Raw genomic sequence first — 14474 nt, forward strand, 5'->3', positions numbered from 1 at the left:
TTACCTACGATGAGCCAGGCTCGGGTTACCGAGCGCCATCGGGAGGCCCAGTGTCCACTGTCGTCATCAAGCGACCACCGCGCCGTCCGGCGCCGGAGATACCGGTCGGCGAACTGCCCGTCGAGGCGCCACCGGAGATCCCCGCGGTGACCGGCGGCCGCTGGCAGCAGGCGCTGATGGTGCTGCCCATGCTGGGCGGCACGGTGGCGATGGCGATGATGTTCGGCCGGGGCGGCGGCGCCTACTCGTACGTGGTGGGCGGCATGTTCGGGCTCTCCTCGGTGGCGATGCTGGTGACCTCCTGGGGCAGCGCCTCCGGCACCCCGAAGAAGTCGGAGATGATGGCCGCCCGCCGCGAGTACCTGCGACACCTGACGGCGCTGCGCCGCCGGGTCCGGCAGAACGCCGGGCAGCAGCGGTCAGGGCTCTACTACCGGCACCCCGACCCGGGCCGGCTCTGGTCGACGGTGGACAGCCACCGGGTCTGGGAGCGCCGGCCGGGCGACCCGGACTTCGCCGTGGTCCGGGTGGCCGTCGGCCCGCAGACCCTGGCCACCCCGCTGATCCCCCCGGTCACCAGGTCGCTGGAGGAGCTGGAACCGATGACCGCCGGGGCGCTGCGGCGCTTCCTCGACGCGTACTCGGTGGTGCCGGACCTGCCGGTGGCGCTGTCGCTGCGCAGCTTCGCCCGGGTCTTCGTCCGGGGCGAGGCGGTCCCGGCCGACGCGCGCCCCGGCACCGCCTCGCCGACCGCCCAGGCGCTGGCCCGGGCCATGCTCACCCAACTGGCCGTCTTCCACGCCCCGGACGAACTGCTCATCGCGGTCTGCGCCGGGCCGGAGCGGCGGGCGCTCTGGGAGTGGGTGAAGTGGCTGCCGCACGCCCACCACCCCGGCCGCGCCGACGCGCTCGGCCCGGTCCGCCTGGTCACCAGCTCCGCCGCCGAACTGGAACGGCTGCTCGACGAGGTGCTGGCCAGCCGGTCCCGGTTCAGCCCGGCCGGGCCGGCCACCGACGGGCCGCACGTGGTGGTCCTGCTCGACGGCGGCGACCTGACCGGGGCGACCGACCTGACCGGGGACGGCGGCATCGACGCGGTCACCCTCATCGACCTGGACACCCCGCCGCCGCGGCTGCTCGACCGCTTCGCCCTCCTGCTGGAGCTGCGCGGCGACCGGCTGCACTCCTGGTCGGCCGAGGGGCACGCCGAGGTGGGCACCGCCGACCGGCTGGAGGTCGCCGACGCGGAGGCGGTGGCCCGGCGGCTCGCGCCGCTGCGGCTCGCCAGCACCGTACGCGGGGGCGAGGCGGCGCCCGGGGCCGAGCTGGGCCTGCCCGAGCTGCTCGGCATCGGCGACCCGGAGGGCTTCACCGCCGGGCAGGGCTGGGCGCCCCGCTCCGGGCGGGACCGGCTGCGGGTGCCGATCGGCGTCGGCGCCGACGGCGGCGCGATCGAGCTGGACCTGAAGGAGTCGGCGCAGGACGGCATGGGTCCGCACGGGCTGCTGATCGGGGCTACCGGGTCCGGCAAGTCGGAGCTGCTGCGCACCCTGGTGCTCGGGCTGGCCGCCACGCACAGCTCGGAACAGCTCAACTTCGTGCTGGTGGACTTCAAGGGCGGCGCCACCTTCGCCTCCTTCGACCGGTTGCCGCACACCGCCGCGGTGATCACCAACCTGGCCGACGCGCTGCCGCTGGTCGACCGGATGGTGGACGCCATCAACGGCGAGCTGATGCGCCGCCAGGAGCTGCTGCGCCGGGCCGGGAACTTCGCCAGCCTGCGCGACTACGAGCGGGCCCGGGCCGCCGGCACCCCGCTGGCCCCGCTGCCGTCGCTGCTGCTGATCTGCGACGAGTTCTCCGAGCTGCTCTCCGCCAAGCCCGACTTCATCGACCTGTTCGTCCAGATCGGGCGGCTGGGCCGGTCGCTCGGCGTGCACCTGCTGCTCGCCAGCCAGCGCCTGGAAGAGGGGCGGCTACGGGGGCTCGACACCCACCTGTCGTACCGGATCGGGTTGCGCACCTTCTCGGCGCTGGAGTCCCGGACGGTGCTCGGGGTGCCCGACGCGCACGAGCTGCCCCGCTCCCCCGGGCACGGCTACCTGCGCGCCGGCACCGATCCGCTGGTCCGGTTCAAGGCCGCGTACGTCTCCGGACCGGTCCGCCGGCGCGGCGGGACTGCCGGCGACGGCGCGGGCGGCGCCACCCGGTTGCTCACCTTCTCCACCCACCTGGTGCCGGTGCCGGAACCGGCCACCCCGGCGCTGCCCGCCGCCGAGGAGGAGACCGAGAACCTGCTGGACGTGCTGGTCGGCCGGCTCGCCGGGCAGGGCCCGCCCGCACACCAGGTCTGGCTGCCCCCGCTCGACCGGGCGCCCACGCTGGACGAGCTGCTCGGGCCGGCCGCCGCCGACCCGCGGCGCGGCCTCACCGTCGCCAACCCGGAGCTGCACGGCGCGCTCCAAGTGCCGGTGGCCGCGGTGGACAAGCCCTTCGAGCAGCGCCGCGACCTGCTCTGGCTGGCGCTGGACGGCGCGGCCGGGCACGTGGCCGTGGTCGGCGGGCCGCAGAGCGGAAAGTCGCACCTGCTCCGGACACTGATCTGCGCGCTGGCGCTCACCCACACCCCGGCCGAGGCGCAGGTCTACTGCCTGGACTTCGGCGGCGGCGGGCTCGCCGCGCTGCGCGACCTGCCGCACGTCGGCGGGGTCGCGGGCCGGTCCGACCCGACGGTGGTGCGCCGGACCATCGGCGAGATCGCCACCCTGCTCGCCGAACGGGAGCGCCGCTTCGCCGAGCTGGGCGTCGAGTCGATGGCCGCCTGGCGGCAGCGGCGGTCCGGACCGGCGGCGGCCGGGCAGCCCACCGTCGACCCGTTCGGCGACGTCTTCCTGGTCGTCGACGGCTGGGCCACCCTGCGCGGCGAGTACGACGACCTGGAACCACTGGTCACCGACCTGGCCACCCGCGGCCTGTCGTACGGGGTGCACGTGGTGGCGAGCGCGGTCCGCTGGATGGACTTCCGCCCGGCCATCCGGGACCTGTTCGGCTCCCGCCTGGAGCTGCGCCTCGGCGACCCGTCGGACTCGGTGGTGAAGCGGGTCGCGGCGGCGACCGTGCCGGAGAAGTCGCCCGGCCGGGGCATCACCGCGCAGAGCCTGCACTTCCTCACCGCGCTGCCCCAACTGGCCGGAACGGAGACGACCGACCTGGTGAAGGCGGTCGCCGGCGCCTGGTCCGGCCCGCCCGCCCCCCGGGTACGGCTGCTTCCGCCGGTGCTGCCCTGGGCCGACCTGGACACCTCCGCCGCCACCGGGCTGGCCTTCCCGATCGGCGTGGCCGAGGCGGACCTGCGCCCGGTGGCGGTGGACTTCGCCACCGAGCCGCACTTCATGGTCTTCGGCGACGCGGAGTGCGGCAAGTCCTCGTTCCTGCGCGCGCTGGCCACCTCGATCATCGACCGGTTCACCCCGGAGCAGGCCCGGATCATCCTGGTCGACTACCGGCGCAGCCTGCACGGACTCATCGACGCCCCGCACGTCATCGGGTACGGCAGCGCGGCGGCGCACACCGCCGAGCTGGTCGAGTCGGCGGCCGGTTACCTGCAGGCCCGGCTGCCCGGACCGGAGGTGACCCCGGCGCAGCTGCGGAAGCGGTCCTGGTGGTCCGGGCCGGAGCTGTTCGTGCTGGTCGACGACTACGACCTGGTGTCCAGCGGCCCGGCGAACCCGCTGCGCTGCCTGGAGGAGCACCTGCCCCAGGCCCGCGACATCGGGCTGCACCTGGTGCTGGTCCGCCGTTCCGGGGGCGCCGCCCGGGCCCAGTACGAGCCCATCGTGCAGCGGCTCCGCGAACTCTCCACCGCCGGGCTGGTGATGAGCGGCAGCCCGGACGAGGGACCACTGGTCGGTCAGGTCCGGCCCGGGCCGCTGCCGCCCGGGCGCGGACGCCTGGTCACCCGGCGTGAGGGCGTACGCCTGGTCCAGTTGGCCCAGCTGCCCCCACCGTGAGTGTGTCCGGCGGAACCGTCCCGTCGCGACGGGGAAAACCGGTAATCTGCCGAGCAGCACGTGTCATGGACGATGAATGGCGGAGGATGTGACCAGGGTTCGGCACGGCTCCCCGACCGGGTTGCACCGATTCGCCGGGCGGGCGCTGCTCGGTGTCGCGGCGACCGCCGTGACGGTCGTCGGCGCGGTGCCGCCACCGGCATCGGCCGCCGCACCCCGGACGGTCACCGTCGCCGCGCCGCTCGCCGGCACACCGCTGGCCGAGCCGGGTTTCTCCCCGGTGGAGACCACCACCCGGGCCGACCGGGTCCGCGACGACCAGTGGCAGCTCGACGAGTTGCGGGCCAGCACCGCCTGGAACACCTCCACCGGCCGGGGGGTCACCGTCGCGGTGATCGATTCCGGGGTGGACGGCTCCCACCCGGATCTGGCCGGTCAGGTGCTGCCCGGCATCGACCTGGTCTCCCCCGCCGGCAGCGACGAGCCGGACCCGGTGGGCCACGGCACCACGGTGGCCAGCCTGATCGCCGGGCGCAACGACGACAAGAAGGGCGTGGTCGGGCTGGCCCCGGACGCCCGGATCCTGCCGGTCCGGGTGCTCGACGACGAGAACCGCTACGACGACGCGATGATCGTGGCCAAGGGGGTGCGCTGGGCGGTCGACAACGGTGCCCGCGTGATCAACCTGTCCCTGGGCGGCAGCGGCGACAGCCCGGCGCTGGCCGCCGCGCTCGACTATGCCTTCGCCCGGGACGTGGTCGTGGTCGCCTGCACCGGCAACGTCGCCACCTCGACCAGCCCCGAGGTCTGGTACCCGGCCCGGGAGCCCGGCGTGATCGCCGTGGCCGGGCTGGAGGGCAGCAGCGACATCCTCTGGTCCGGTTCGATCACCGGGCACGCCACCACCCTCACCGCGCCGGCCACCCGCCTGGTCGGCGCCCGGCCCGGCGGCTACTGGGGGGTGCAGGGCACCAGCTTCGCCTCGCCGCTGGTCGCGGCCACCGCCGCACTGGTCCGCGCCCGGTTCCCGGAGATGTCCGCCGGGGACGTGGTCAACCGGCTGCTGGCCACCGCGAAGGACGTCGGTCCCACCGGCCGGGACGACCGCTTCGGGTACGGCGTGGTCGACCCGGTGGCCGCGTTGACCGCGGACGTGCCGCTGGTGCACCGCAACCCGCTCGACGACAACGACTCCCCCGGCGTGGTCGGCTTCGGCGCGGCGCCCGGGTCCGCCGACGACGCCCGGGCCGGTGGCACCGGCTCCGACCCGCTCGGCTTCACCGCGCCCCGGCAGCACACCCGCTGGTCGGCGCAGCCGGCCGGTGCCGAGGACGACACCGCCCCGCGCCGGCTCTGGACGGGCCTGGCCATCCTGGTCGCCCTGATCACCGGCGCCGCGCTGATGATCCGCCGGTTCCGGCTGGGGGGCCGCTGACCCCGGCCTGTTCCGCCGTACCGTCGGGTAAGTGCACCCCATGAGCTCCCCCGGTCCGCGCACCTCCGTACGCCCGTCGGCCCGGTCCTGGCGGGACCGCCGCCTGGACCGGGACCACTCGCTGGGTCTGCGGCTGACCCTGGCCTCGGCGGCGGCGTTCCTGGTGCTGGTGCCGTTCGCGCTGCTGGCCGTGCTGGTGGTGGGCGCCTGGCCGCCGCTGCACGATCTGGACGCGGCGGTGACCGACGCGCTGTACCGCTACGCCCTCGACCACCCCGGCTGGGTGCGGGCGATGAACCTGTGGACCGACGTCTTCGCCCCGGGGCCGCTGCGGGTGGCGGCGGGCGCGGTGGTGGTCTGGCTGTGGGTCCGCCGGGCGCGGCGGCTGGCCGGCTGGGTGGTCACCACGATGGCCGTCGGCGGGCTGCTCGGCGCGCTGCTCAAACTGCTGGTCGGCCGGGGCCGCCCGGACCTGCTCGACCCGATGGCCCGGGCGGCCGGCTACGCCTTCCCGTCCGGGCACACCCTGAACGCCACCCTGGCCGCCGGGGTACTGCTGCTGGTCTTCCTGCCGTACGCCGGGGGCCGGACGGCGGCGCGCGGCGCGCTCTGGGCGGCGGCGGTGCTGGTCGCCGGGGTGACCGGGCTGAGCCGGGTGGCGCTCGGCGTGCACTGGACCAGCGACGTGCTGGGCGGCTGGCTGCTCGGCGTGGCGGTGGTGGCGGCCACCTCCGCCGCGTTCAGCACCTGGCGGGAGCGGACCGTCCGGCCCCCGGCCCGGCCCACCGCCGACGGCGTGGAACCGGAGCTGGCCGACGACCGGGACGGGCCCGACGCGTAGTTCGGGGCTCAGGTGCAGTCGCCCGTGCCCACCCCACGGGTACGCTCCGCGCCCTCCAGCGCCACCGGCCGCGCCTCCGCAGCGGTGACCGCGAAACCGGTGTTCGGGTCGTCCGCCGCCGCCGCGAAGATCACGCCGAGCACGAGACCGTTGGAGGAGACCAGCGGGCCGCCGGAGTTGCCGCTGCGGACCAGCGCCCGGATCGTGTAGATCTCCCGGGTGACGTCGCCGGAGGAGTAGATGTCCGGCCCGGTGATCCGGTCGACGTCGCGCACCCGGGCCGGGCGGGCGTCGTACGGGCCGTCGAGGGGGAAGCCCAGCACGATCGCGTCCGAGCCGGTGCCGGCCTGCCCGGCGGCGAAGCGCAGGGACGGGCCGGGCAGCCCGGGCACGTGCAGCACGGCCAGGTCGCGGTTCGGGTCGTAGACGACCACCTCGCCGTCGTACCGCTCGCCGCGCAACTCCACCGCGACGGAGCGGGTGCCGGCGACGACGTGCGCGTTGGTCATCACCCGGTCGTCGGCGTACACGAAGCCGGAGCCCTCTATGCGGCGCGCGCAGCTCGGCGCGGAACCCAGCACCTTGACCACCGAGCGCTGGCTGTTCGCCACCACCTGGGAGCCCACCAGGGCCGGGTCGGGCGGGGAGACCTGCCGCGCCTGGGTGCGGCCGAGGCCGTTGAAGACGTCCGGGAAGCCGTCGGTGTCGACCGTGTCCCGCAGGGCGGTGGAGAGTTCCTGGGCCCGGTCGGGCAGGACCGCGTCGACCACGGTCAGCAGCGCGCTGTTCTTGACCGAGGCGGACAGCCAGGGCAGCGGGGAGGAGGCCAGCGGTACGGCGACCAGCCAGGCCACCAGCATGACGGCGAAGAGCGAGACGAACGCGCCGCCGATGTCGTCAGCCCGCCTCGCCACGTCGTTGGTGATCGTCCTGCGCAGGTGGGAACCGAGCCAGCCGGCGAGCGCCTGCCCGAGCACGGCCAACCCGAAGACGGCGACCAGGGAGATCAGCACCCGGGTGCCGCTGTCGACGAACTGCCGGGCGACCATCGGGCCGACCTGGAGGCCGAGGAGCGCACCCAGGAAGAAGCCGGAGAGCGACAGCGCCCCGATGGCGAAGCCCTGGCGGTATCCGCTGATCGCGAACACGAGCATGAGCAGGAGCAGGACGAGATCCACGACGGACACGGGTCAAGGGTACGGGCACCGGGCACTACGGCGGCGCTGCGCTTGCGGAACGTGACGATCAGGTCAGCGGGCCCGCCATCTCGTCGACCTCGTCGGTGCCGGCGGAGGGCGCCGGGGTGGCCCCGACGGGCGGCAGCTCGACCACCCGGCCGCGCGGCCACGGGCGGGCCCAGCCTCCCATCTCCAGCAGGGTGGCGAGCACCCCGGCGGTGAAGCCCCAGACCAGCATGCCCCGCACCGAGAAGGCCGGCCCGATCCAGCCGCTCGGGTGGCGTACCCGCATCCGGTTCTCCGGGTCGACCAGTTCGGCGACGGGCAGCCGGGCGACGTGCGCGACCTCGGCCGGCTCCCGGGGGTGCACCGGGTGCGGCGAGTGCCACCAGGCCAGCACCGGGGTCACCACGAAGTCGCTGACCGGAATCCACAGCCGGGGCAGCTCGGCCAGGACGGTCACACTGGCCGGGTCGAGGCCGACCTCCTCGTTCGCCTCGCGCAGCGCGGTCGCGCGGGCGTCGGCGTCCTCCGGGTCGGCCGCGCCGCCGGGGAAGGCCGGCTGGCCGGCGTGGTTGCGCAGGGTCGCGGCCCGCTGGAGCACCAGCACGTCCGGGCCGACGCCCGGCTCCTCGCCGAGCAGCACCAGCACGGCGCTCTCCCGGCCGCCCTCCTCGGGGGTGATCAGCCGGGTGAAGTCCTCCGCCCGGGCGGTGCCGAGCCGACCCAGCAGCGGGTCGATCCAGGCCGGCGGGCGGATCACGCCGGCACCGCCACGCCGAGGTGCTGCCCGACCAGCGCCGCGAGGCGGGCGTCGTCGAGGGCGCCGGTGGCGTCGGTGTGGCGTACCCGGCCCTGCGCGTCGACCAGGAGGGTCAGCGGGAGGGCGTTGCGCCCCAGCTCCCGTTGCAGCGCCTCACCCTGGTCGAACAGCACGGGGAAGCGGATGCCGAAGTCCTCGCCGATGGACTGGGCGGCGGCGCGGGTGTCCCGGCTGTTGACGCCGACCACCTGGAGCTTGCCGGCCGTACGCTCGCTGAGCCGCTGGAAGGCGGGCAGTTCCTTGCGGCAGGGCGGGCACCAGGAGGCCCACACGTTGACCACGGCGGGGCCGCGGACGTCGCGCAGCGCCACCGGCGCGCCGCCGGTGAAGCAGGAGAGGGTCAGTTCGGGCAGCACCGCCCCGTCACCCGGGCCGCCCGCCGTGGTGCCCTCCGGTGCGGCACCGGTACCGACGGTCGCGGCGGCACCGGACGGCACGGCACCGGACGGCACGGCACCGGACGGCACGGCACCGGACGGCACGGCACCGGACGTGGCCGTGGCGGACGGTGCGGCGGCACCGGTCGCGGCCGGCGACGCGGCCGGCGGGCGGGTCAGCGTCGCGCAGTCGGCGAACGGCGAGGGGCGTTCGGCCCGGGCGGTCGGGGTGGTGGCGCTGCCCGGCCCGGTGGCGGTGCAGCCGGCGACGGCCAGCAGCGCGGGGACGAGCAGGGCAGCGAGCCGCCGGTTCACGGCACCTCCGCGGCGACGGCCTGCTGGGGCACCAGCTCCGGGTCGACCCCGGCGGCGACCGCGAGGTCCCGGGCCCGGGGGCCCTTGAGCAGCTTCGCGGCGGCGGCCGGCCCGGTCGGCCCGGTCCCGTACGACGGGCAGAGCTTCGCCAGGGTGCAGGCCCCGCAGGCCGGCTTGCGGGCGTGGCACACCCGCCGGCCGTGGAAGATGATCCGGTGCGAGAGCATGGTCCACTCGCGCTTGGGGAAGAGCGCCCCGATCTCGTGCTCGATCTTCACGGGATCGGTCTGGGCGGTGAGCCGCCAGCGCTGCACCAGCCGCTGGAAGTGGGTGTCGACGGTGATCCCGGGGACGTCGAAGGCGTTGCCGAGAATGACGTTGGCGGTCTTGCGGCCGATCCCGGGCAGGGTCACCAGGTCGGCCAGTTTGCCGGGGACCTGGCCGTCGTACCGCTCGACCAGGGCCTGACCCAGTTTGATCAGCGAGTCGGTCTTGTTGCGGTAGAAGCCGGTCGGCCGGATCAGCTCCTCCAGCTCCGCGCGGTCGGCCCCGGCGTAGTCCGCCGCCGTCGGGTAGCGGACGAAGAGCTTCGGGGTGATCTCGTTGACCTTCTTGTCGGTGCACTGCGCGGAGAGGATGGTGGCGACGGCCAGCTCCAGCGCGTTGGAGTGGTCGAGTTCACAGTGCGCGTCGGGGTGCGCCTCGGTCAGCGCCCGGCCGATCCGCCGGGCACGCCGGGTGCGGCCGAGGTCCGTCTCGACCCGGCCGGGGGAGCTGATGGTCACGCCGGCCAGCCTACGTCGCCGGGACGACCACCTGCCGGGCCCACGCCCGGCAGCACCGGCGTCAGCCGGCCTGCGGGGTGCTGATCGTGCCGTCGGCGTCGAACCGGGCTCCGGTACGCGGGAAGTCGGCGCGGCTGAGCTGGTTGACCAGACCGAGGCCCTGGTCGGCGGAGTCCATGCCCGGCTTGCCGACGGAGTCCATCCGGGTGGAGGTGAACGAGCCGCCGGCGAAGCTGCCGTCCGGCTTGAGCGACACCTTGAGCACGCCGCCCCAGCCGAGCCGCCCGCTCGGGTTCAGCGACCGGCCGCCGCCGGCGAAGTTGCCCAGGCTGTAGGCGATCAGCCGGCCCTGGTAGAACTCCATGCCGCGCAGCACGTGCGGGCCGTGCCCGACGATCAGGTCCGCCCCGGCGTCGATCATGGCGTGGGAGAACTTCACCGGGTCGCCCCGGTTCTCGCCGTAGAACAGCTCGGTGCCCGGCTTGACCTTGGTCTTGTCGGCCCCCTCGGCGCCCATGTGCACCTGCACCACGACGAGGTCGGCCATGGTGGCGGCCTTCTCGACGACCGCCGTCGCCGCGTCGATGTCGGTCAGGCTGTTCGACCAGGGGTACGACGAGAAGCCGGCCACCGCGATCTTGACGCCCTTGACCTCCACCACGGTGATCTGGTCCGGCGCGCCGGTGTGCTTGAGGCCCTGCTTCTCCAGCGCCTTCCGGGTGTTCGCGTACCCCTGCGGGCCGTAGTCGTAGCCGTGGTTGTTGGCCTGGTTGAGCAACTGGAAGCCGGCGTCCTTGAGGTGCGCGGCGTAGCTGGACGGGGCCCGGAACTGGAAGCAGGCGGTGGAGTTGGCCCCGCACTTGCCGGTGCCGGTGTCCTCGGTCAGCGGCTCCTCCAGGTTGCCCATCACCAGGTCGGCGTCGAGCGCGTCGGAGATCTCGTCGAAGAAGCCCTGCCCGCCGTTGGCGGGGAGCCGGGAGGGGGCGTTGCCCATGATGATGTCGCCGGTCGCCGAGAGCGAGACGGCCGCGCCGGCCGGCGGGGACGCGCCGCCGTTGGGGACCGGTGAATTGGGGACCGGTGAAGCGGTGGTGCCCCCGCCGCCGGGCCGCCAGGCCGGCGCGGCGTCGTCGTCCGACGTGCCGCAGCCGGCGGTGAGCAGCACCGCGAGGAGCGCGCCGACAGCGAGCGCGGGGCGGTGGCGGGTCCTGGAGAACACGGGAGCGGACATCGCTCGCGACGCTACCGGGTAGGTACCGGCCCGACGACGGCCGATCGGAGGAAGTTCACCCCCCTCGCCGGTCGGACCAGGGCACGCAGGGCACCGACCCGCCGTCGCGGACGGCGGCGTGCACGGCGCGGGCGAGCGGGGCGCCCCAGGTGGACCGGGGGCCGCCGTAGGGCTCGGCGGGGCCGTCGGCCGGGCAGAGGACGGTGACCGAGTCGGTGGGCGTACCGGTGGCGGGCAGGCCGAGCTCCCAGATCGCCTGCGCCTTCGCCTCGGTCGCCGTGGCGACGGCGTTGACCAGCGCGGCGTCGCCGAGCGCCGCCGGGACGTACCCGACGATGTTGACCGTGCCCACCCGCTGGGCCGGCGCCGCCGGGGTCGACGCGGCGGCCCAGATCGGCGTGCCCAGCCCGACCGTCGCCCAGACCCGCACGCCGGTGTCGGCGCGGGCCACCACCTCCGCGACGTCCACGCCGGTGAGCAGGCCGACCCCGGGCCCGTCCAGGCCGAGGCCGTCGGCCAGGGCGGCCAGGTGCTCGGCGGGGTCGTCCCGGTGGTACGACATCGGCACGGTCGCGTTCACGACCCAGTTCCGTACGCCGAGCCCACCGCCGAGCGGGCCGGAGCTGGCCGCCCGCAGCGGCATCCCGGCGCGCCACACCAGCAGCGGAATGTCCCACCCGTCCTCGGGACGGGTGGTCAGGATGGGGTCGCTCAGCACGCCGGTCACCCTACGGCCAGCGGCGGCGACACCCGGTCACCACCCGGGCGCGGTCGCGCGATCTTAGCCCCTGATCAGGGCGGGAAGGTTACGCCGACCGATCAAGTTTCCAGGGGTGCACCTCTGATTGGTGCTCACGTGCGCCTAGACTTGGCGGCGCGCGAGGGATAAGCGGACGGCGGACCCGGCCGACGGACGGCGACGCGCAACCGGAGGTGCGCGATGGACGAGGTACTGGCCCGCAGCGGGATCTTCCAGGGTGTCGACCCGGAGGCTGCCGAGGCGCTCGCCAAAGAGATGGAGACGATCGACGTCCGCAAAGGCGAGGTCGTCTTCAACGAGGGCGAGCCCGGCGACAGTCTCTACATCCTCCTGTCGGGCAAGATCAAGGTCGGGCGTCGGGCGGCCGACGGCCGGCAGAACCTGATCGCCGTGATGGGCCCGTCGGACATGGTGGGCGAGCTGTCGCTCTTCGACCCCGGCCCGCGTACGGCGACGGCGACCGCGGTGACCGACACCCGGCTGGTACGACTGCGTAAGCAGGCGCTGCGGCCCTGGCTGAACAACCGACCCGAGATCGCCGAGCAGCTGCTGCGGGTGCTGGCCCGCCGGCTCCGGCGGACCAACGACTCGCTGGCCGACCTGATCTTCACGGACGTGCCGGGCCGGGTCGCCAAGAACCTGCTCCAGATGGCCGGCCGCTTCGGCACCCGCGACGGCGGCGTGTTGCGGGTGACCCACGACCTGACCCAGGAGGAGATCGCCCAGCTCGTCGGCGCCTCCCGGGAGACCGTGAACAAGGCGCTGGCCGACTTCGCCTCGCGGGGCTGGCTGCGGCTGGACGGCAAGAGCATCATCATCCTCGACCCGGAGCGCCTGGCCCGCCGCGCGCGGGTCTGAGCCGATCGACGACCAGGCCAGGGGCGACCCCAGGGAGCTTCTGGCCTCGTCGTGTCCGGGCTCGTCTGCCGGGCGCAGAATTCCTCGACATCGGCCGCGTCCGGCCGGCACGGTGGGCGGATGCTCGAACGTGTAGCCGTTCTCTCCGACATCCACGGGGCGCTGCCCGCGCTGGAGGCCGTGCTGGCCGAGCCGGACGTCGCCGCCGCCGACCTGATCGTGCTCACCGGCGACATCGCGGCCGGCCCGCAGCCGGTCGAGGTGCTGGACGTGCTCGCCGGCCTCGGTGACCGGGCCTGCTGGGTGGGCGGCAACGCCGACCGGGAACTGGTCGAGGCCCGGGCCGGCCGGAGTTCTCCCATCGCGGTCTCCAACTGGGCGGCCGGGCAGCTCCGAGACGATCAGGTGGCCCGGCTGGCGGCGCTGCCGCTGACGGTGACCCTGGAGGTGGCCGGTCTCGGTCCGGTGCTCTTCTGCCATGCCACGCCCCGAGACGACGAGGAGGTGGTACTCGTCGACTCCCGGATGGGCCGCTGGGCCGAGGTGCTCGCCGGGGTGCCGGCCGAGGTGGGCACGATCGTCTGCGGGCACACCCACATGCCGTTCACCCGGCTGGCCGACCGGCGGCTGGTGGTGAACGCGGGCAGCATCGGGATGCCGTACGGCGGCGCCGGGGCCTGGTGGGCCCTGCTCGGGCCGGGCGTGCAACTGCGCCGCACCCCGTTCGACGTGGCTGCCGCCTGCGCCCGGGTCGCTGCCGAGTCGGGCTTCCCCGACGCGGCCGAGTGGGCCGACGAGTACCTGCGCTCCCGGCACAGCGACGCCGACGCGCTCGCCGTCTTCGGCCCTCGCGACGGCCGCTGATCCCGCCCGCGCGGGCGGCCTCCCGAGCAGACGCCCCGTTCCAGGGCACCGGCGCGGCGGGCCTTGCGCGACGGCTGCGGGAGAGCTGCGGGAGGGCTCGTCCACCAGCGGGTCCTTTGGAGCTGATGACCTAGACGACTCACCGGTGATGCGTTCACGTCATCAGCTCCAAAGGGCCAGCACACCACCGGGACGGGGCCGGAGGGGCTGGTCGAGGCAGGATCAGCCGAAGCCGACCCGAGCCGGGCCGGAGCGGCGGGCGGCAGGACCCAACGGACCTCGGAAAAAGTCAGTCTTGACTGTTTGTTTCGGTCGCGGCACGCTGTCCCCGTGTCCACCGCATCGACGCGCGTCCCTCAGCAGGAGCGCAGCCGCGCCACCCAGGCCCGGCTGCTGGAGGCGACCGTCGACTGTCTGGTGGAGTACGGCTGGTCCGGCACCACCACCACGGTGGTCGCGGCCCGGGCCGGCGTCTCGCGCGGCGCGCAGCTGCACCACTACCCCACCAGGGCGGCCCTGGTCACCGCCGCCGTCGCCCACCTCGCCGACCGGCGGGCGGCGGAGCTGCGCACCGAGGCGGAGACCCTGCCCGCCGGGCCGCAGCGGCTCGACCGGGTGGTCGACCTGCTCGGCGTGGCCTTCACCGGGCCGCTCTTCGTCGCCGCGCTGGAGCTCTGGGTCGCCGCCCGTACCGACGCCGAGCTCCGCGACGCCCTGGTGCCGCTGGAGGCCCGGGTCGGCCGGGAGATGCACCGGCTCACCGTGGCGCTGCTCGGCGTCGACGAGCGCCGTCCCGGCGTACGGGAGGCCGTGCAGGCCACCCTCGACCTGCTCCGGGGGCTGGGAGTGGCCAACCTGCTCAGCGACGACTCGGCCCGCCGTACCGCCCTGCTGCACACCTGGAAACGCCAGCTCGCCGCCCTGCTCACGCCCGACGCCGGCCCACCCGAGCGCGCCGCGGCGGCCGGCGCGGGGCTCGAGCGTGACAGGCAGTGAC

12 protein-coding genes are annotated in these 14474 nt (G+C 74.9%); 6 read left to right on the forward strand and 6 right to left on the reverse strand.

The genetic code is table 11. The features are described 5' to 3' along the window. Nucleotides 1-50 precede the first annotated feature (50 nt). From eccCa to AB0I41_RS04570, 3 genes are all read left to right on the forward strand, one after another. Nucleotides 51-4010, forward strand: a complete 3960-nt coding sequence (eccCa, locus tag AB0I41_RS04560) for a type VII secretion protein EccCa (protein ID WP_357101785.1) — start codon at nt 51-53, stop codon at nt 4008-4010. Nucleotides 4011-4086: 76 nt separating this feature from the next. Beyond that, nucleotides 4087-5445 (forward strand): type VII secretion-associated serine protease mycosin, encoded by a 1359-nt coding sequence (gene mycP / locus AB0I41_RS04565; RefSeq protein ID WP_357101787.1) that lies wholly within the window; start codon nt 4087-4089, stop codon nt 5443-5445. Nucleotides 5446-5485: 40 nt separating this feature from the next. Further along, the gene (locus AB0I41_RS04570; RefSeq protein ID WP_357101789.1) at nt 5486-6286 is read left to right on the forward strand and encodes a phosphatase PAP2 family protein; all 801 of its coding nucleotides are present in this window, start codon (nt 5486-5488) and stop codon (nt 6284-6286) included. Between the two features lie 8 nt (nt 6287-6294). Here the strand turns inward: AB0I41_RS04570 and AB0I41_RS04575 are convergent, their stop codons facing one another. From AB0I41_RS04575 to AB0I41_RS04600, 6 genes are all read right to left on the reverse strand, one after another. Then, nucleotides 6295-7473 carry a MarP family serine protease gene (locus tag AB0I41_RS04575; RefSeq protein ID WP_357101791.1) on the reverse strand — a complete coding sequence of 393 codons (1179 nt, stop codon included), beginning with the start codon at nt 7471-7473 and terminating at the stop codon, nt 6295-6297. A 58-nt stretch (nt 7474-7531) separates the two neighbouring features. Next, on the reverse strand, nt 7532-8227 hold the full coding sequence (locus AB0I41_RS04580; RefSeq protein WP_357101793.1) for a CoA pyrophosphatase: 696 nt from the start codon (nt 8225-8227) through the stop codon (nt 7532-7534). After that, the gene (locus AB0I41_RS04585; protein WP_357101795.1) at nt 8224-8979 is read right to left on the reverse strand and encodes a TlpA disulfide reductase family protein; all 756 of its coding nucleotides are present in this window, start codon (nt 8977-8979) and stop codon (nt 8224-8226) included. The genes AB0I41_RS04580 and AB0I41_RS04585 overlap by 4 nt, the downstream gene beginning before the upstream one ends. Next, the gene (nth, locus tag AB0I41_RS04590; RefSeq protein WP_357101797.1) at nt 8976-9764 is read right to left on the reverse strand and encodes an endonuclease III; all 789 of its coding nucleotides are present in this window, start codon (nt 9762-9764) and stop codon (nt 8976-8978) included. The genes AB0I41_RS04585 and nth overlap by 4 nt, the downstream gene beginning before the upstream one ends. A 61-nt stretch (nt 9765-9825) precedes the next feature. Further along, a complete protein-coding gene (locus AB0I41_RS04595) occupies nt 9826-10995 on the reverse strand; it encodes a CapA family protein (RefSeq protein ID WP_357101799.1) in 1170 nt (389 codons plus the stop codon). A 55-nt stretch (nt 10996-11050) separates the two neighbouring features. Beyond that, nucleotides 11051-11713 carry an adenosylcobinamide amidohydrolase gene (locus AB0I41_RS04600; protein WP_357101801.1) on the reverse strand — a complete coding sequence of 221 codons (663 nt, stop codon included), beginning with the start codon at nt 11711-11713 and terminating at the stop codon, nt 11051-11053. Between the two features lie 222 nt (nt 11714-11935). Here AB0I41_RS04600 and AB0I41_RS04605 point away from each other — a divergent pair, with 222 nt between their 5' ends. The 3 genes from AB0I41_RS04605 (at nt 11936) to AB0I41_RS04615 (ending at nt 14473) form a co-directional block, all read left to right on the forward strand. After that, the gene (locus AB0I41_RS04605; RefSeq protein WP_088976469.1) at nt 11936-12613 is read left to right on the forward strand and encodes a Crp/Fnr family transcriptional regulator; all 678 of its coding nucleotides are present in this window, start codon (nt 11936-11938) and stop codon (nt 12611-12613) included. A 120-nt stretch (nt 12614-12733) separates the two neighbouring features. Then, nucleotides 12734-13477, forward strand: a complete 744-nt coding sequence (locus AB0I41_RS04610) for a metallophosphoesterase family protein (RefSeq protein WP_357101804.1) — start codon at nt 12734-12736, stop codon at nt 13475-13477. 330 nt (nt 13478-13807) lie between these two features. Continuing rightward, a complete protein-coding gene (locus tag AB0I41_RS04615) occupies nt 13808-14473 on the forward strand; it encodes a TetR/AcrR family transcriptional regulator (protein ID WP_357101806.1) in 666 nt (221 codons plus the stop codon). Nucleotide 14474 lies beyond the last annotated feature (1 nt).

It is taken from the genome of Micromonospora sp. NPDC050200 (genome assembly GCF_040656135.1).
In the GTDB taxonomy this organism is placed as follows: Bacteria; Actinomycetota; Actinomycetes; order Mycobacteriales; family Micromonosporaceae; genus Micromonospora.